Annotated in this window: 17 protein-coding genes; all 17 read right to left on the reverse strand. The window is 55.6% G+C overall.

Translation table 11 applies throughout. The features are described 5' to 3' along the window. Positions 1-27: 27 nt before the first annotated feature. Positions 28-1,224 carry a benzoate/H(+) symporter BenE family transporter gene (locus KF947_RS10565; protein ID WP_227406206.1) on the reverse strand — a complete coding sequence of 399 codons (1,197 nt, stop codon included), beginning with the start codon at positions 1,222-1,224 and terminating at the stop codon, positions 28-30. Between the two features lie 74 nt (positions 1,225-1,298). Continuing rightward, positions 1,299-2,030 (reverse strand): ABC transporter ATP-binding protein, encoded by a 732-nt coding sequence (locus tag KF947_RS10570; protein ID WP_138799537.1) that lies wholly within the window; start codon positions 2,028-2,030, stop codon positions 1,299-1,301. Continuing rightward, positions 2,027-2,794, reverse strand: coding sequence for an ABC transporter ATP-binding protein (locus tag KF947_RS10575; protein WP_227406207.1), 768 nt, complete (start codon positions 2,792-2,794; stop codon positions 2,027-2,029). Before KF947_RS10575 ends, KF947_RS10570 begins: the two co-directional genes overlap by 4 nt. 3 nt (positions 2,795-2,797) lie before the next feature. Then, positions 2,798-3,856 (reverse strand): branched-chain amino acid ABC transporter permease, encoded by a 1,059-nt coding sequence (locus tag KF947_RS10580; RefSeq protein WP_138799539.1) that lies wholly within the window; start codon positions 3,854-3,856, stop codon positions 2,798-2,800. A gap of 12 nt (positions 3,857-3,868) precedes the next feature. Further along, the gene (locus KF947_RS10585) at positions 3,869-4,729 is read right to left on the reverse strand and encodes a branched-chain amino acid ABC transporter permease (RefSeq protein WP_227406208.1); all 861 of its coding nucleotides are present in this window, start codon (positions 4,727-4,729) and stop codon (positions 3,869-3,871) included. A 65-nt stretch (positions 4,730-4,794) separates the two neighbouring features. Then, on the reverse strand, positions 4,795-5,967 hold the full coding sequence (locus KF947_RS10590; RefSeq protein WP_227406209.1) for an ABC transporter substrate-binding protein: 1,173 nt from the start codon (positions 5,965-5,967) through the stop codon (positions 4,795-4,797). 99 nt (positions 5,968-6,066) lie between these two features. After that, positions 6,067-6,555, reverse strand: a complete 489-nt coding sequence (gene benB / locus KF947_RS10595) for a benzoate 1,2-dioxygenase small subunit (protein WP_138799547.1) — start codon at positions 6,553-6,555, stop codon at positions 6,067-6,069. A gap of 33 nt (positions 6,556-6,588) precedes the next feature. Then, positions 6,589-7,956 (reverse strand): Rieske 2Fe-2S domain-containing protein, encoded by a 1,368-nt coding sequence (locus tag KF947_RS10600; RefSeq protein WP_223288376.1) that lies wholly within the window; start codon positions 7,954-7,956, stop codon positions 6,589-6,591. A gap of 89 nt (positions 7,957-8,045) precedes the next feature. Then, the gene (gene catA / locus KF947_RS10605) at positions 8,046-9,017 is read right to left on the reverse strand and encodes a catechol 1,2-dioxygenase (protein ID WP_227406210.1); all 972 of its coding nucleotides are present in this window, start codon (positions 9,015-9,017) and stop codon (positions 8,046-8,048) included. Positions 9,018-9,543: 526 nt separating this feature from the next. Beyond that, positions 9,544-10,788, reverse strand: a complete 1,245-nt coding sequence (locus tag KF947_RS10610) for a benzoate/H(+) symporter BenE family transporter (protein ID WP_223288379.1) — start codon at positions 10,786-10,788, stop codon at positions 9,544-9,546. A gap of 72 nt (positions 10,789-10,860) precedes the next feature. After that, entirely contained in the window at positions 10,861-11,661 is an 801-nt protein-coding gene (gene benD, locus KF947_RS10615; protein ID WP_223288378.1) for a benzoate diol dehydrogenase BenD, read from the reverse strand. After that, positions 11,658-12,683 carry a benzoate 1,2-dioxygenase electron transfer component BenC gene (gene benC / locus KF947_RS10620; protein ID WP_138799546.1) on the reverse strand — a complete coding sequence of 342 codons (1,026 nt, stop codon included), beginning with the start codon at positions 12,681-12,683 and terminating at the stop codon, positions 11,658-11,660. Before benC ends, benD begins: the two co-directional genes overlap by 4 nt. Positions 12,684-12,707: 24 nt before the next feature. After that, positions 12,708-13,196, reverse strand: a complete 489-nt coding sequence (benB, locus tag KF947_RS10625; protein WP_138799547.1) for a benzoate 1,2-dioxygenase small subunit — start codon at positions 13,194-13,196, stop codon at positions 12,708-12,710. A 33-nt stretch (positions 13,197-13,229) separates the two neighbouring features. Continuing rightward, on the reverse strand, positions 13,230-14,597 hold the full coding sequence (locus tag KF947_RS10630) for a Rieske 2Fe-2S domain-containing protein (RefSeq protein ID WP_227406211.1): 1,368 nt from the start codon (positions 14,595-14,597) through the stop codon (positions 13,230-13,232). Between the two features lie 89 nt (positions 14,598-14,686). Continuing rightward, positions 14,687-15,658 (reverse strand): catechol 1,2-dioxygenase, encoded by a 972-nt coding sequence (gene catA, locus KF947_RS10635; RefSeq protein WP_227406210.1) that lies wholly within the window; start codon positions 15,656-15,658, stop codon positions 14,687-14,689. Between the two features lie 64 nt (positions 15,659-15,722). After that, positions 15,723-16,013, reverse strand: a complete 291-nt coding sequence (gene catC / locus KF947_RS10640; RefSeq protein WP_138799549.1) for a muconolactone Delta-isomerase — start codon at positions 16,011-16,013, stop codon at positions 15,723-15,725. 87 nt (positions 16,014-16,100) lie between these two features. Beyond that, positions 16,101-17,219 (reverse strand): muconate/chloromuconate family cycloisomerase, encoded by a 1,119-nt coding sequence (locus tag KF947_RS10645; protein WP_227406212.1) that lies wholly within the window; start codon positions 17,217-17,219, stop codon positions 16,101-16,103. Positions 17,220-17,227 lie beyond the last annotated feature (8 nt).

The raw sequence follows: 17,227 nt of genomic DNA on the forward strand, positions 1-17,227 counted from the left end.
ACTACCGCTTCAGTAGTATCACTGTTATTAGGTTTTATGGTTAAGCGAGCTAAAACGTCGATGCAGCAGGTTATAGGCAAGCGACCCAGCGACCACCCCCCAAAAGGCAGAACCTAAGCCTAAAAAGCTAACGCCCGATGCGGTGGCAATGAAAGTAATGACAGAGGCTTCCAGGTGGCTCTTTTCGGCCGCAAAAGCACTAATATTGCTGGTAATAGCACCAATTAGCGCAAGTCCTGCAAGTACCGCCACAAACTCCCCCGGCAGCGAGGTAAACAGCGCTACAATAGTGCCCGCAAAAATAGCGCCAAACAGGTAGAAAACACCGTTTGCCACCCCGGCAACATAACGCTTATCAGGATCTTCGTGGGCCTCCTTACTCGTACAGATTGCTGCTGTAATCGCTGCAATTACAGTGGTAATACCGCCAAAAAAGGCGGTAAAAAAGGAAGTTACACTAGCCACGATAACTATTGGCCTGGCCGGGGTGGAGTAGCCTGAGGAGCGCATAATTGCCATGCCGGGCAAGAATTGGCCTGTCAAACTCACCAGTACCAGGGGAATGGCCAGGCTCAGCGTCGCGTTCCAGGACCACTCGGGGCGGATAAACTGGGGCTCGGCAAACTGGAGTGACACCCCCTGCAGGCTGGCGCCCTCTAACAAGACCGCCAAGGTGATGCCAGCGATTAACAGCAGCACCAAGCTGTAGCGAGGGGTAAGCCGCTTAAAGAGCAGGTAAGCGATAAACATACCAATGGCCAGTGCTGGCACGCTCTCCAATGAAACGAAGACTCCCACCCCGAACTGGAAAAGAATGCCTGCCATCATCGCGCTAGCTATGCCCGGCGGTATCAGCCGGATGATACGGTCAAAAGAACCCGTAACGCCGATCAGAAAAATGATCACGGCGGCCGTTAGGTAGGCGCCCACCGCTTCATTAAGCGTCAACCCCGGGAACAGTGTTACCAATAACGCAGTCCCCGGCGCCGACCAAGCGGTCACTACCGGCACTTTTAACCACAGGCTTAAAAAAATCCCTGAGACAGCTGCGCCGATTGAGATGGCCCAAACCCAGGACGTCATCATGGTGCTGGATATGTCGGCGCTCTGAGCCGCCTGGAAAAAGATGGCGAGTGGCCCAGAATAAGAGACCAGCACCGCTACAAAGCCAGCAGTGATTGCTGGAATCGACAGATCCTTTTGCAATTGCTTGTGAAATTGCATGCAACACACTTCCCCGTGTCAGTATTTAACGAGTATCCAACAGCTCCGGCAAGCACCTGCTTGCCGGAGCTGTATCAAGCAACGCCGAGGTGGGTTTCAAGAATTGATGGATTATCTTTTAGTCCCTGAGAATCACCGCTATAGACCACTTCCCCCTTGACCAGTAGCAGGTGTTTTTCTGCTATCTTCAGAAGGTTATCGATATTTTTATCGACGATAATGGTAGAAATTCCGGTCGCTTTGATCTCACCTATGATCTTCCAAATCTCATCGCGAATCAGCGGTGCAAGACCTTCGGTCGCTTCATCAAGGATCATCAGATCGGGGTTGGTCGTCAGCGCACGGCCAATAGAAAGCATCTGCTGTTCGCCGCCTGAGAGAAAGGAACCATCATGATTGATACGTTGGCCCAGGCGCGGGAACGTATCCAGAACGCGCTCTAGCGTCCAGGGAGACTCCCCCCGATCATTAGGACGTGCGGCCATAATCAGATGCTCACGCACACTGACGCCTGGAAAAATACCGCGTCCCTCCGGCACGTAGCCAATCCCTTGGCGAATCAGTTGCCAGGGGCGCCGCTTGGTCGCCGAGACGCCCTTAATAAACACCTCGCCGCGCCGAGGTGGGACAAACCCCAGTATCGACTTCAGCGTCGTGGTCTTGCCCATACCATTGCGGCCCAGCAGACTCAGCGTCTCACCAGGCATCAGGGTCAAATCCACCCCATGCAAAATATGGCTCTCACCGTAGTAAGTGTGTAGCCCCCGGGCATCAATCAATGGCGTATTGGTTTGCTCTGCGCTCATGCGGTTGCCCCCTCTTCATGACGCCCCAGGTAGACATCGCGTACCTTTTCGCTTGTGCGTATCTGCTCGGTCGGGCCACTCTCCAACACGCAGCCATCGACCATAACGGTTATGCGGTCAGCCAAGCGAAAGACCGAATCCATGTCGTGTTCAATCAGCACCAGTGTGTAGCGATCCGTTAGGGCGGCGAGCAGCTCGGTGACTTGAGCGGTCTCTTCACGCCCCATTCCCGCCATTGGCTCATCAAGTAGCATCAGCGATGGCGCTGTCGCCAATACCATCGCGATCTGCAGCTGGCGCTGTTCGCCATAGCTCATATCTGATGCAGTCGTATAAGCGCGGTGGTTCAATTGGCAGGTATCCAGTACCTCCTGAGCGCGCTCACTCACTTGCCGCGCGGTTTGGCGCGAACGCCAGCTGCCAAACACGCCGCCCATATGAATACGCGCCGCCAGTTCACAGTTTTGCAGGCAACTCAGGCGTGGGAATATATTGGTTTTCTGGTGGCTGCGGCCAATGCCCATGCGGGCGATCTGGCGCGCGCTTTTACCCTGGATCGGCTGACCGCGATAGAGCACCTGGCCTTCAGAAGGGGGTATCTCGCCAGAGAGCAGATTGATTAGCGTACTTTTACCCGCGCCATTAGGACCCAAAATAGCGTGAATTTCATTAGATTTAACGTCAAAATCAACGTCGTTGACTGCCACTAAACCACCAAATCGGCGAGTCAACCCATGCGTGGCTAAAATGACTTCATCGCGCATAGCTTAGCCCTCCTTATTGTGGGTAATGGGTTGAACGGAGGGAGACACTTTGGGATTTTCGACGGTTTTAGTCGTCGTTTGAGGCTTGCTTTTCCAGGGCGGCGCTACAATCAAGCCCGCAATCCCGCGAGGAAGCACCAGTACGGCAACGATAATGGTCAGCCCCATGAGTATCGGCCAGTGCGTCGTGGCATGCTCGTAAACATAGAGCAGAATTTCGTAGGCGAAAGCGCCTAAAATGGGGCCAAAGATGGTGCCCATGCCGCCTAAAATAAGCATCATCAGCACTTCGCCAGAGGTGTGCCAGCCCAGTTGAGCCGGATTAGCGAAGCCGTACTGCATCGCCGCTAACATGCCAGCAATCGCTGCCATAACCCCAGCGATAACAAAGGCAACCAGTTTATAGCCGCTGGTGGCATAGCCTAAGGCCTGCATTCGGTGCTCGTTGTCATGAATACCGTCGAGCACTTGACCAAAGTAGGAGCGAGTGAGCCAGCGTAGAAAGAAGTAGCCGAGAAGCAGCATCCCTAAACAGAAGTAAAAGAAGCTGTAAGGGTTATCAAGATCTACCAGCGTACGCTCCCCTAATGCCAAACTCGGTCGGAACATAATAAAAACACCATCGGTTCCTCCCGCAAACTGGGATGTACTAATGAAGTAGTAAAGCATCTGGCCAAATGCCAGCGTCGTCATGATGAAGAAGATGCCTTTAGTGCGTATCACTAAGATACCTACCACTAAACCCACACACGCAGAGACGCCCATTACAAGAGGCAGCATCCACCACATGGATGCCGGACTAAAATCAGGGCTGGCTAACGCTAGAGTGTAAGCCCCCAAACCGAAGAAGAGCGCATGCCCCAGACTGACTAAGCCCACAATGCCTACCAGCAGATCCAGGCTCATGGCAAACAGGGCCAGAATCAGCATCAGGGTCAGTTTCTCCAACATGAAGTTGGCCTGATTACCGAATACGGCTTCTCCCCAGAGAGGAAAAGCAGCCACCAAAGCCGTTAATACCAGCATGATGAACGCAACGCGCTTGGGATATCTATGTAACATTTCTTACTCTCCTCACGCGAAAAGACCGCGCGGTTTCACCAGCAATACCGCCGCCATAATCAGGTAGATCACCATGCTGGCAAGGCTAGGGATGAGTACCGCCCCAAAGGTGGTGGCCATGCCAATGATGATGGCGCCCCAAAAGGCTCCTTTAATGGAACCAATACCGCCGATGACGACGACGACAAAGCAAGTGATGAGAATGCTATCGCCCATGCCTGGCGCGATAGAGGTGAGCGGTGCGGCGATCATTCCCGCAAAGGCAGTGAGCGCAACACCCACGCTGAAAATCAGCGTAAACAGGGTACGGACATTGATTCCCAGCCCTTCAACCATGTCGCGATTAACCGCGCCGGCGCGGATGATGATACCCAGCCGCGTATGCCGCATCACCCAATAGATCACCCCAGCCAATGCCAGGCAGACGCCCATCACAAAGAGGCGGTACACCGAGTACTGCAGGTTGTCGGTCAGTTGAATACTGGCGTCAAACGGCGCGGGCACCGCAACACGATGCACATCGCCCCCCCAAATAATCCGTTGCGCTTCGTTGAGCACTAAAATCAGCCCAAATGTCAGCAGCACTTGATAGAGGTGATCGCGCTTATAAAGCGTATCGAGAAACAGCCGCTCAATGATTAGTCCTAGTGCAATAGCGATAGGAATTGCCGCCAGAATGGCCAGCCAAAAATTGCCCAAGCGCAGGGTAAGGTCGTAAACCAAATAGGCACCGATCATATACATCGCGCCGTGGGCCAGGTTGATGATTCCCATGATGCCGAAAATCAACGTCAAACCGCTGGCAATCAAAAAGAGCAGCAGACCGTACTGCAGACCGTTAAGGAGCTGTACGCTGAAAAATGCGAGATCCATGAGATCCCTCCGAGAATCAGAGTGAGGGGCGGATCATGTCCGCCCCAGAGTGCATACAGATGCCGTTACATCTGGCAGGCTTCGTCGGGTACTTCTAGATTCTCATGAGCGATACGAACGACTTCGTGCTTACCGTCGCGGATCTCACGTAGATAAACATTTTGAATGGGGTGGTGAGAGTCGGAGAAACTCAAGGGCCCACGCGGACTTGCCAGTTGAACGTTGGCCAAAACATCGATCAAGCGCTCCTGATCAGAGGTATCGCCCCCTAGAACATAAAGTGCCTGAACCAGCATCATGCCCGTGTCGTAACCTTGTACCGCGTAGGTATCAGGCAGTTCACCGTAGGCATTTTCGTAGGCCGAAACGAAGGATTGGTTGGCATCATTTTCGAGGGTTTCAGCGTAGTGCAACGTGGTCATTACCCCTTCGCCTGCGTCGCCTAAAGCGGATAAATTACCCTCGGTAAGAAAGCCTGACCCTAGCAGCGGTATGCTCTCTTTAAGACCTGCCGAGGCATAATCCCGAACAAAGCTGACACCGCCACCGCCCGCAAAGAAGGTATAGACAGCGTCAGGCTCAAGGCTGGCAATTTGCGTCAAATAACTCTGAAATTCCGTGCTGGGGAATGGCACTAAAATTTGCTCAACGATCTCGCCGCCCTCAGCGGTAAAAGCCTCCTCGAAACCTGCCAGATCCTCTTTACCACCAGCATAATCCCAGGTGATCGTCACAATTTTGCGATGCCCTTGATCGTAGGCCACTTTGCCCATGGGGTAGCTGTCTTGCCACATACTGAACGAGGTACGGAAAACGTTAGGCATGCACAACTCATTAGTAGCGGCACCCAGCCCCGCGTTGGGAATGATCGTAATCGCACCCGTCTGCTTAGCCACGCGCAGCATGCCCATGGCAACGCCGGAGTGTACGGGCCCAATGACGAAGTCAACACCGTCTCCATTAACTAGACGACTCATGTTCTGAGGTGCTTTGGAAGGGTCAGCCTCTGAATCAAGCTCAACGTACTCCACATCACGACCGCCTAGCTGACCGCCCTCTTGTTCAATGGCAAGCTTTAGGCCGTTAGTAATGGCTTCTCCAAGTGCCGTATAGGTACCTGAGTAAGGGAGCATCAAACCGAGCTTCACCGGATCTTCATTGGCGATGGCACTGCCTGCTGACAGCATGGCAGTAGCGCTTAGAAGCGTGGCAAGAGAGGTCTTTTTAAATGTTTTCATTATATTTTCACCAGGGTTGAGTTGTTGTTGGTGGTTCTTGGGTGGTTATTAGCAAGATGTGTACCGCAGTAAGTGACGTCCCTGTCTTATCTCTATCGATTACACGTGGTATACGTCGATAACTTGATGGATATAGTCGTTATTCAACTGCACGACTTTTCTTGTGATCAGCGGGCTCTCACCCGACACGTCCAGGGTATAAAACGACGTGCCGAAGAAGCTGTCGGTCTTCTTGTAGCGGTGGTTGAGCGTGTGCCAGTTAAACCGCAGCTCTACCGTGTCGCCCTCTTGCGACAGGATCTCCAGGTTAGTCACCTGGTGGGTGGTGCGCGGCTCCGGTGTACTCGCCCCGCTGCGCTCGGTCTTGATCCGGTAGACCCGATCCTCTAACCCTTCACGGTTGGGGTAGTAGATCAGCGAGATTTCGCTGTGGGGGTCTCGGGTGAGCTGGTCGTCGTCGTCCCAGGCGGGCATCCAGAACTCGGCGTCTTTGCGGTACAGCGTGAGCCACTCGTCCCACTCCCGGTCGTCCAGCAGTCGTGCTTCGCGGTACAAAAAAGCTTGGATGTCGTGATAGCTAATGCTCATGGCACTTCTCTCCTCTCTTCTGGCGCTGGGCGCTTAGGCGGATGCGGTGGCGATAAATTGGCTGCGCTCTTTGTCGATGGCACGCAGCATTTCGCTGACCCAGTGCTGGTGGTGCAGCACGTAGAGCCCTTCGTCTTCCGGGGAGGCGCCGCTGAGCAGGGGCTTCATGTCGATCGCTTGGGCCGTTTCATCGGCGCCTTCGATCCACTGTTGGGCCCCGCGGGAGAGGTCGTTCCATTCGGCCAGCGCGCCGTTGTAGCCTTCTTGGCAGGCGCGGAACTCTTCGAGGTCGTCGGGGGTGCCCATGCCGGAGACGTTGAAGAAGTCTTCGTATTGACGGATACGCACACGCCGGTCTTCGGCGGCTTCACCTTTGGGCGCGAAGCAGTAGATGGTGACTTCGGTTTTGTCCACGGCGATGGGACGGATCACGCGGATTTGCGTGGAGAACTGATCCATCAGGTAGACGTTGGGGTAGAGGCAGAGGTTGCGGGTCTGGTTGACGATGGAGTCAGCGCGGGCTTCGCCCAGCTGCTCCTGGATCCGCTCTTTGTGCTGATAGACCGGGCGCACTTCCGGGTTAAGCAGCCGGGTCCACAGCATCATGTGACCGTTTTCGTAGGAGTAGAAGCCGCCTTTGCTCTTCGACCAGCCGTCGGCGTCCACTGCCTTGGTGCCGCCCGCGTCGTAGTTGCGGCGCTCCATGGTGGAGGCGTAGTTCCAGTGTACGGAGCTGACGTGGTAGCCATCGGCGCCGTTTTCGGCCTGCAGCTTCCAGTTGCCGGTGTAGGTGTAGGAGGAGGTGCCACGCAGGATCTCCAGGCCTTCCGGGGCTTGGTCGACGATGTTGTCGATGATCTTGGTGGTTTCGCCCAGGTGTTGTTCGAGCGGTTGAACATCATCGCTCAGGCTGCCAAACAGGAAGCCTTTGTAGTTTTCAAAGCGCGGTAGGCGCTTGAGGTTGTGGGAACCATCCTGTTTGAATTGCTCAGGGTAGGCGCCGTTCTTCTCGTTCTTGGCTTTGAGCAGTTGGCCGTCGTTTTTGAACGTCCAGCCGTGGAACGGGCAGGTGAAGGTGCCTTTGTTGCCGCGCTTGCGGCGGCATAGGGTGGCACCACGGTGGGCGCAGGCGTTAATCAGGCCGTGCAGTTCGCCCTGCTTGTCGCGGGTGATAATCACTGGCTGGCGGCCCATGGTGACGGTCATGTAGTCACCGGGTTCCGCGACCTGGCTCTCGTGGGCCAGGAACAGCCAGTTGCCTTCGAAGATGTGCTTTAGCTCAAGTTCAAAGAAGTCAGGATCGGTGAACATGCTGCGGTGGCAGCGGAAGATGCCGTTATCGGGCTCATCTTGGACAGCGCCGCGCACGCGGGCTTCGAGCTGATCAAGCTGCGTCGTCATGATCTCTCTCCTCGTATTGATGATGTCGCGCTGTTATGTCTTGCGAAGGCGGGCCAAGGGGAAGGCCCGCATTGCTCAAGGCATGAGGGTTATACCTTGGCGGTACCGGCGAGCTGGCTGGCCAGATCCTGGTCGTCTTCTTTAGCCCGCGGGCGGGCGTGACGTACCTGCAGTTCGGCGGCGTCGGTTTGGGCCAGCTCCACATCGAACACCACGTGGGAGAAGGGGCCGTCCAGGTCGCGCTTGGCGATCTCGGCCGGGTCGTCAATACGCTCGGCGGGAACCACCAGCTCTTCCCGTGTAGCAAAGGCGAAGTCGTCATAGGTGTAGGGGTCGCCCGCCAGGTTGATCTGTGTGGTCAGGTGCTGATGGCCCGGTGCGGAGACGAAGTAGTGGATATGCGCCGGGCGCTCGCCGTGACGACCCAGGGACTTGAGCACCACATCGGTGGGGGCGCCTTCGGGTACGCCGTAGCCGGAGGGGATAATGCTGCGCGCGGTGTAGCGGCCGTCGCTGTCCGCGTAGATCGTGCGGCGCAGGTTGTACTCAGATTGTGAGGGGTCAAAGAACGAGTAGCCGCCCTGGGAGTTGGCGTGCCAGATCTCGACCTTCGCACCGGCAATCGGGGTGCCATTCACATCGCGCACCTGGCCGGTCAGCCACATGGTCTCGCCCTCGGTCGTGTCATCGTCCATGCGCGCGAAGCCTTCCGCCTCGGGGGCACCGGCCACGTATAGGGGGCCTTCGATGGTGCGTGGGGTGCCGCCGGTGCGCTTGGCTTCGGCATCGATAGCGTCCTGACGCATATCGAGGAAGTGGTCAAAGCCCAGCCCTGGGGACAACAGGCCGAATTGGGTCTGGCTACCCAGGGCATTGAGCAGGTTAACCGCCGCCCAGTACTCTTCCTCGGTGACATCGAAGTCATCGATCAGCTTGAACAGATCACCAACCAGGCGATGAACGATTTGCTTGGCGCGGTCATTGCCGCCTGACTGATCAAAGCCAGCAACGGCATTTAGGAAATCTTGAACCTCGGGCGTGTCGAATATTTTTACGGTCATGGTGAAACCCTATCGTTGGTTTTATTGTTGTCTTGGAGCCCGGCGATAGCGGTAGTACCTGCTGAAGAGTAAATACGCCTATCAAGGGCCTAAAGACGACAGTTGTTGTTATGTTCGTCACTAATATCGATCATGCTGCGACTTCCAGACCAATATCGTTTGAGTTCCTTCCCATACTTCATAGGTATCTCAGCGAGAGGGGATTTTGAATATTTGTTTCCTAAGCGGAGCCAGTAAAAAAAGCTAACCTTCTATTTTAAAAGTAAAATCGCCAAACATTAATACTAAGCCTGCTAATAATACCCAGCCAGACTCATCATTAACTTAACCTTTAAACCAATATCGTGGTTTTTGCGTGACATAATATTCAGTTGACCTGCTCCAAAGGAGGAACAATTAATTTCAACTTGCGACAAAAGGATAAAGGGACAGTTAAACGTAAAATGGGACAAAAAAGACCCGCACTGCAAAAGCAGACACGGGTCAAGGAGGATAACCACTATGAAGTTGCAGGAGTTGTGTGAGATCAACCGCTCTTTTTGGCTACCTCGCGGGTGAATATGAACTCGAAATCCCTGGTTTCGAAGATGGCCGAAACAATCACGCCCAAAACTAACGCCCAAAACGTGGCGCCGATGCCGAGAATCTGAATTCCCGACGCGGCAATTAGAAAGGCAAACAGTGCACCTATTTCATGCTTCTTGCCTGAAAAGGCGATAGCCATCGAGGAGGTGATGACCCGCATCAGTGCCAGCCCAGCGATAATGGCAATAAAGTAGCGCGGCGTAGCCTCAAGTAGGCTGACCACATAGCCGTAGAAAGGCGCGGCAACCACAAAGATAGCCCCGGCAATCACCGCCGCCACCCAACGTTTGTCATGAGTTCCAGCTTCTGGTGAGGCACAGACGCCGGTCATGGGGGCGGCAATACAGGTACTGTGCAGATTGAAAAAAGCAGACACCATGGTTCCGAAACCGCCCACCGCAGTGATTCCATTAGCGGGCACTTCTTTGTAACCCATTCCCTTCACTAGGCCGACACCCGCGGGGGTCTCCATGCCCACCAGGATAATCGCAAGCGGTAAACCATAGGTTAGAAAGGCGCCTAACGTGAATTCGGGAATGATGAACTCGGGAAAACGGATCGTCGCCTCGATACCGGACAAGTCAACCCCGGTTGCCATCAAGTACACAATGCCCGCCAGCATCGCCACAACCAGAGGCGGCACCTTACGTAAGAGGCGTGCAGAGAAGAAAAAAGCCAGGATCATGATAGAGGCTGGCACGATAGCGCTCTCCAACGGCTTAACCATGTTGAGGCCAAAGCTAAGTAGCATACCGCCCACCATGCCCATCACTATCGGCATCGGTATCAAACGCATAACGATACCCATCACTCCGGTCACGCCAGCAACTAGCGTAATAGCCCCCGCAATCAAGCTGGCGCCTAATGCAGCCTCTAGGCCGATTACAGGGATGACCGCTGCAAACATTAATGCACCGGGGATAGAGTTAGCCATTGGCAACGGCAAACGGTAATAGGCCGGCATGAAGAGTCCAAACAGGCCATTGATCATCAAGTAGCTGATCACCCAGATCATGATGAAGGAGGAATCCAGACCCGCAGACGTGCCAGCGCTGATGTGAACGACCCCAACGCTGAGCCCTAAAATTCCCGCCACTAGCCCAGTACTGGCGTTGTCGGCATTGAGGTCGCGCAGGAAATCGCGGGGCGCATGCCTTAGGCTGACGCCTTTCTCAATATGTTTCACGGTCTACTCCAGGGGATTATTGTGCTTAGAGTGATTGCTAGTTTTTATCTAGAATTGCCTTTTCCACTATTGCTAACCAAGGTCACCGCCCGCTACGGGCAATACACTACCGGTGATATAACTGGCCTCGTCGGAAGCAAGGAATAGAATTGGCGCAACCATTTCATCCAATGTTCCATAGCGGCTCATCAAGCAGCTCTGCTTAGTCTGATCGATATGTGCTTGAAACCACGCCTTCTCAGTCTCGTTACTGGGCGTTGGCGTTCCACGCGAAATACGCCGTGGCGGGGCTTCGGTGCCACCGGGTGCCGTGGCTACGACACGAATACCGTGCTCGGCATACTCAAACGCCAGCGACGCAGTCATCGCATTGATACCGCCCTTTGCTGCCGAGTAGGGGATACGGTGAATACCCCGCGTTGCCGCTGAAGAGACATTGACGATGACACCGCTGCCCTGCTCAACCATGGTTGGCAGCGCCGCACGACAGCACCAAAGTGTAGGCATTAGAGAACGATTGATCTCTGCGGCGATCTGCGCCTCGCTAAACTCGGTAAAAGGCTTGAAGTTAATTGCGCCGCCAACGTTATTAACCAGAATATCGATGCGACCAAAGTGAGAGAGCGTCGCCTCCATGACTTGCTCGGCGCCTTCCCATTTTTCTAGGTCGGCTTGTACCGCAATCACTTCGCAGCCCTGCTTGCTTAGCTCAGCAACGATCTCGTGGATATCATCAGCGCGATCTACCAATACCAAGCGCGCACCTTCAACGGCGGCGCGCTCAGCAACCCGCTGCCCAATTCCTTGAGCAGCACCCGTGACCACCATTACTCGATCTTGAAAACGTGGGCCGTCAAAACGTTGATTGCTCATGCGCTCTCCCCCACTTGATTAGGTGTGAATTTCTCATAGTGGAAGCTCTGGGGCTCGATTCCTTCAGCGTCGAAGTACTTCAGCACAGCGTCTACCATCGGGGGCGGACCACACAGGTAAACGTCCACATCGCCGTCATGCATTACCTCGGCGTCCATGTGGTGCGTCACGTAACCTTTACGCGAATGCTCGCTAGCCTCGTCGACCACCACGGTGGCGTAGGTGAAGCTGGGAATTTTTTCTACGAAGGCATCTAACGCATCGGTTTTGACTAGGTGGTCATCTTTATTGACGCCGTAAATCATATGAATCGGTGCATCACAGCCCTTTTCGACCAATTGCGCTAACATGGAGAGAAACGGAGCCAGACCCGTGCCGCCAGCAAGCATAAGCACCGGGCGCTTCACTTCTCGCAGGTAGAAGCTGCCCAGCGGGCCGGTCAGCGTAAGCTTTTCGCCCACAGCAGCGCGCTCGGTTAAATAGCCGCTCATTACCCCGTTGGGGATGTTGCGAATTAAGAAGGTGGCGCGCTTATCCCCCGGCAATGAGCTGAAAGAGTAGGAGCGGTGCACCTCAGTACCTGGCACATCAATATGAATGTACTGCCCTGGCAAAAAGGCGAGGCCTTCGGCATCATCCAAATCAACGACGAGCTCAATACTATCTTCGGAAAGTTGCTCAACTGCTGCTACCGTGCTCTCAACCTTGCCCACCTGTGTTTTACACAGCGTGGATGCCACTGGCACTTGAATAACACAATCCGAAGAAGGCACCATCTGACACGTGAGCACCTGGCCTTCCGCGGCTTCCTCATCGGAAAGCGCATCTTCCAGGTACTCGTCACCCATATCGAATTCGCCCTGTTCGCAGTGACCTTTGCAGGTGCCACATACGCCGTCAGAGCAGTCCATCGGTAGGTTTACTTTCTGCCGGTAAGCAGCGTCGAGAACAGTCTCCCCCTCTTTACAGCCAATAAAGCGGGTCACGCCGTCCTCAAAGTTAAGGGCAATGGTATAACTCATGGTTAACTCTCCTCTCTCCTCAGGTCACACGTGATACACGTCGATAACCTGATGGATATAGTCGTTATTCAGCTGCACGACTTTTCTTGTGATCAGCGGGCTCTCACCCGACACGTCCAGGGTATAAAACGACGTGCCGAAGAAGCTGTCGGTCTTCTTGTAGCGGTGGTTGAGCGTGTGCCAGTTGAACCGCAGCTCTACCGTGTCGCCCTCTTGCGACAGGATCTCCAGGTTAGTCACCTGGTGGGTGGTGCGCGGCTCCGGTGTACTCGCCCCGCTGCGCTCGGTTTTGATCCGGTAGACCCGATCCTCTAACCCTTCACGGTTGGGGTAGTAGATCAGCGATATCTCGCTGTGCGGATCGCGGGTGAGCTGGTCGTCGTCGTCCCAGGCGGGCATCCAGAACTCGGCGTCTTTGCGGTACAGCGTGAGCCACTCGTCCCACTCCCGGTCATCGAGTAGCCGTGCTTCGCGGTACAAAAAAGCTTGGATGTCGTGATAGCTAATGCTCATGGCACTTCTCTCCTCTCTTCTGGCGCTGGGCGCTTAGGCGGTCGCGGTGGCGATAAATTGGCTGCGCTCTTTGTCGATGGCGCGCAGCATTTCGCTGACCCAGTGCTGGTGGTGCAGCACGTAGAGCCCTTCGTCTTCCGGGGAGGCGCCGCTGAGCAGGGGCTTCATGCCGATCGCTTGGGCCGTTTCATCGGCGCCTTCGATCCACTGTTGGGCCCCGCGGGAGAGGTCGTTCCATTCGGCCAGCGCGCCGTTGTAGCCTTCTTGGCAGGCGCGGAACTCTTCGAGGTCGTCGGGGGTGCCCATGCCGGAGACGTTGAAGAAGTCTTCGTATTGACGGATACGCACACGCCGGTCTTCGGCGGCTTCACCTTTGGGCGCGAAGCAGTAGATGGTGACTTCGGTTTTGTCCACGGCGATGGGACGGATCACGCGGATTTGCGTGGAGAACTGATCCATCAGGTAGACGTTGGGGTAGAGGCAGAGGTTGCGCGTCTGGTTGACGATGGAGTCAGCGCGGGCTTCGCCTAGCTGCTCCTGGATCCGCTCTTTGTGCTGATAGACCGGGCGCACTTCCGGGTTAAGCAGCCGGGTCCACAGCATCATGTGGCCGTTTTCGTAGGAGTAGAAGCCGCCTTTGCTCTTCGACCAGCCGTCGGCGTCCACTGCCTTGGTGCCGCCCGCGTCGTAGTTGCGGCGCTCCATGGTGGAGGCGTAGTTCCAGTGTACGGAGCTGACGTGGTAGCCATCGGCGCCATTTTCGGCCTGCAGCTTCCAGTTGCCGGTGTAGGTGTAGGAGGAGGTGCCACGCAGGATCTCCAGACCTTCCGGGGCTTGGTCGACGATGTTGTCGATGATCTTGGTGGTTTCGCCCAGGTGTTGTTCGAGCGGTTGAACATCATCGCTCAGGCTGCCAAACAGGAAGCCTTTGTAGTTTTCAAAGCGCGGTAGGCGCTTGAGGTTGTGGGAACCATCCTGTTTGAATTGCTCAGGGTAGGCGCCGTTCTTCTCGTTCTTGGCTTTGAGCAGTTGGCCGTCGTTTTTGAACGTCCAGCCGTGGAACGGGCAGGTGAAGGTGCCTTTGTTGCCGCGCTTGCGGCGGCATAGGGTGGCACCACGGTGGGCGCAGGCGTTAATCAGGCCGTGCAGTTCGCCCTGCTTGTCGCGGGTGATAATCACTGGCTGGCGGCCCATGGTGACGGTCATGTAGTCACCGGGTTCCGCGACCTGGCTCTCGTGGGCCAGGAACAGCCAGTTGCCTTCGAAGATGTGCTTTAGCTCAAGTTCAAAGAAGTCAGGATCGGTGAACATGCTGCGGTGGCAGCGGAAGATGCCGTTATCGGGCTCATCTTGGACAGCGCCGCGCACGCGGGCTTCGAGCTGATCAAGCTGCGTCGTCATGATCTCTCTCCTCGTATTGATGATGTCGCGCTGTTATGTCTTGCGAAGGCGGGCCAAGGGGAAGGCCCGCATTGCTCAAGGCATGAGGGTTATACCTTGGCGGTACCGGCGAGCTGGCTGGCCAGATCCTGATCGTCTTCTTTAGCCCGCGGGCGGGCGTGACGTACCTGCAGTTCGGCGGCGTCGGTTTGGGCCAGCTCCACATCGAACACCACGTGGGAGAAGGGGCCGTCCAGGTCGCGCTTGGCGATCTCGGCCGGGTCGTCAATACGCTCGGCGGGAACCACCAGCTCTTCCCGTGTAGCAAAGGCGAAGTCGTCATAGGTGTAGGGGTCGCCCGCCAGGTTGATCTGTGTGGTCAGGTGCTGATGGCCCGGTGCGGAGACGAAGTAGTGGATATGCGCCGGGCGCTCGCCGTGACGACCCAGGGACTTGAGCACCACATCGGTGGGGGCGCCTTCGGGTACGCCGTAGCCGGAGGGGATAATGCTGCGCGCGGTGTAGCGGCCGTCGCTGTCCGCGTAGATCGTGCGGCGCAGGTTGTACTCAGATTGTGAGGGGTCAAAGAACGAGTAGCCGCCCTGGGAGTTGGCGTGCCAGATCTCGACCTTCGCACCGGCAATCGGGGTGCCATTCACATCGCGCACCTGGCCGGTCAGCCACATGGTCTCGCCCTCGGTCGTGTCATCGTCCATGCGCGCGAAGCCTTCCGCCTCGGGGGCACCGGCCACGTATAGGGGGCCTTCGATGGTGCGTGGGGTGCCGCCGGTGCGCTTGGCTTCGGCATCGATAGCGTCCTGACGCATATCGAGGAAGTGGTCAAAGCCCAGCCCTGGGGACAACAGGCCGAATTGGGTCTGGCTACCCAGGGCATTGAGCAGGTTAACCGCCGCCCAGTACTCTTCCTCGGTGACATCGAAGTCATCGATCAGCTTGAACAGATCACCAACCAGGCGATGAACGATTTGCTTGGCGCGATCATTGCCGCCTGACTGATCAAAGCCAGCAACGGCATTTAGGAAATCTTGCACTTCGGGCGTGTCGAATATCTTCACGGTCATGATGAAAACCTCTATTTTTATAGGCTTTTGTTTTATAAAAAGAACTGGCGCGTTCTATCGATAATTAACTGTCGTCGTCGCGCACTGAAGAGGGGTGACGGCACAGCGGTTTGACACTGATCTCCATATAGGGGAATAGCGGCAGGTTACTGACGAGTTCCTGCAGCTCAGCGTTGTCTTCCACGTCAAAAATACTGATGTTTGAGTAGCTACCCGCTACCCGCCACAAATGACGCCATTTACCCTGACGCTGTAGGTCTTGGGAATACGCCTTTTCCGTTGCCTTGATCTTGGCAGCCTGCTCGGCTGGCATGTCGGGCGGCAACTTAACGGTCATCTCAACTTGAAACAGCATATGGCTCTCCTCTTTTCATTGCGGGCGATCTAAACAATGACTTTATTTGCCGTGGCGTTACTTTCGTGACGTTTACGTGCGTGACTGTTACTTACGTGAGTAGTGCGCCAACTTATCTTCATCCAGGGTGATGCCGAGGCCAGCCCCTTGCGGTAACTCCACTCCAAACTCGGTGTAGTTGAGAGGGGTAACGACGATGTCGTCTTGCAACAGCAGCGGGCCGAACATTTCCGTGCCCCAAGCCATTGCTGGCAGCGTTGCCCAGGCGTGTAGAGAGGCAGCCGTACCGATAGTGCCTTCCAGCAGGGTGCCGCCATATAAGCCAATGCCAGCCGCTTGGGCGACGTGAGCCAGCTCAAGTACCCCGTAAATACCGCCGGATTTGGCGATCTTTAGCGCAAAGGCACCACTGAAGCCGCCGCACACTAGATCAAGCCCGTCGCGGGCATCTTGCACCGCCTCATCGGCGAGCATCGGCACATTGAAGCGGTTAGCCAAGCGAACTAGGCCGGCATGTTCACGAGCGCTAATGGGCTGCTCAATTAACTCGATGCCAGCATCCTGTAGCACCTGAATACCGCGAACGGCGGTGGATTCATCCCACGCCTGATTAACATCAACTCGCACACTGGCTCGATCACCCAGCGCTTCCTTGATCGCCGCCACATGGCGCACGTCCTGATCCACCGGGTTAGCACCAATTTTTAACTTGAAGTCGCAGTGGCGACGCTGTTCTAAACGCAGCATGGCCTCATCAATATCTTTGGCGGTATCACCGCTGGCTAGCGTCCACAGCACGGGCAAGTGATCCTGACGTACGCCGCCCAGCAGCTCGGCGACGCTCAATCCCAAGCGTTTGCCCTGAGCATCCAACAGAGCTGTTTCTAATGCAGATTTGGCAATCATATTGCCGCGAGCATGGCGGTTAAGCCGAGCACGCAACTGGTGGACATTGTTGGAGGGCTGGCCGACCAGCAGTGGAGCTAGATAAGTATCAATATTGCGCTTAATGCTCTCTGGGCTTTCTGGGCCGTAGGCCAGGCCGCCAATGGTAGTGCCTTCGCCAAGCCCTTCGATGCCGTCGGAGTGGCGCATGCGCACAATGACCATGGTTTGGCAGGCCATGGTGGTCATGGAGAGTTTGTGAGGACGGATGGTCGGTAGGTCGACCAGCAACGTCTCAATATGTTGGATGACGGTTGACATGCAGGCTC

Source organism: Halomonas sp. FeN2, assembly GCF_020595105.1.
GTDB classification, from domain to species: domain Bacteria; phylum Pseudomonadota; class Gammaproteobacteria; order Pseudomonadales; family Halomonadaceae; genus Vreelandella; species Vreelandella neptunia.

Coding starts and splice junctions, on each gene's coding strand:
- catA (WP_227406210.1), bottom strand. CDS start 9,017: ATGACCGTAAAAATATTCGACACGCCCGAGGTTCAAGATTTCCTAAAT.
- KF947_RS10570 (WP_138799537.1), bottom strand. CDS start 2,030: ATGAGCGCAGAGCAAACCAATACGCCATTGATTGATGCCCGGGGGCTA.
- KF947_RS10580 (WP_138799539.1), bottom strand. CDS start 3,856: ATGTTACATAGATATCCCAAGCGCGTTGCGTTCATCATGCTGGTATTA.
- benB (WP_138799547.1), bottom strand. CDS start 6,555: ATGAGCATTAGCTATCACGACATCCAAGCTTTTTTGTACCGCGAAGCA.
- benB (WP_138799547.1), bottom strand. CDS start 13,196: ATGAGCATTAGCTATCACGACATCCAAGCTTTTTTGTACCGCGAAGCA.
- catA (WP_227406210.1), bottom strand. CDS start 15,658: ATGACCGTGAAGATATTCGACACGCCCGAAGTGCAAGATTTCCTAAAT.
- KF947_RS10600 (WP_223288376.1), bottom strand. CDS start 7,956: ATGACGACGCAGCTTGATCAGCTCGAAGCCCGCGTGCGCGGCGCTGTC.
- KF947_RS10585 (WP_227406208.1), bottom strand. CDS start 4,729: ATGGATCTCGCATTTTTCAGCGTACAGCTCCTTAACGGTCTGCAGTAC.
- KF947_RS10645 (WP_227406212.1), bottom strand. CDS start 17,219: ATGTCAACCGTCATCCAACATATTGAGACGTTGCTGGTCGACCTACCG.
- KF947_RS10565 (WP_227406206.1), bottom strand. CDS start 1,224: ATGCAATTTCACAAGCAATTGCAAAAGGATCTGTCGATTCCAGCAATC.
- catC (WP_138799549.1), bottom strand. CDS start 16,013: ATGCTGTTTCAAGTTGAGATGACCGTTAAGTTGCCGCCCGACATGCCA.
- KF947_RS10575 (WP_227406207.1), bottom strand. CDS start 2,794: ATGCGCGATGAAGTCATTTTAGCCACGCATGGGTTGACTCGCCGATTT.
- KF947_RS10590 (WP_227406209.1), bottom strand. CDS start 5,967: ATGAAAACATTTAAAAAGACCTCTCTTGCCACGCTTCTAAGCGCTACT.
- KF947_RS10630 (WP_227406211.1), bottom strand. CDS start 14,597: ATGACGACGCAGCTTGATCAGCTCGAAGCCCGCGTGCGCGGCGCTGTC.
- benC (WP_138799546.1), bottom strand. CDS start 12,683: ATGAGTTATACCATTGCCCTTAACTTTGAGGACGGCGTGACCCGCTTT.
- benD (WP_223288378.1), bottom strand. CDS start 11,661: ATGAGCAATCAACGTTTTGACGGCCCACGTTTTCAAGATCGAGTAATG.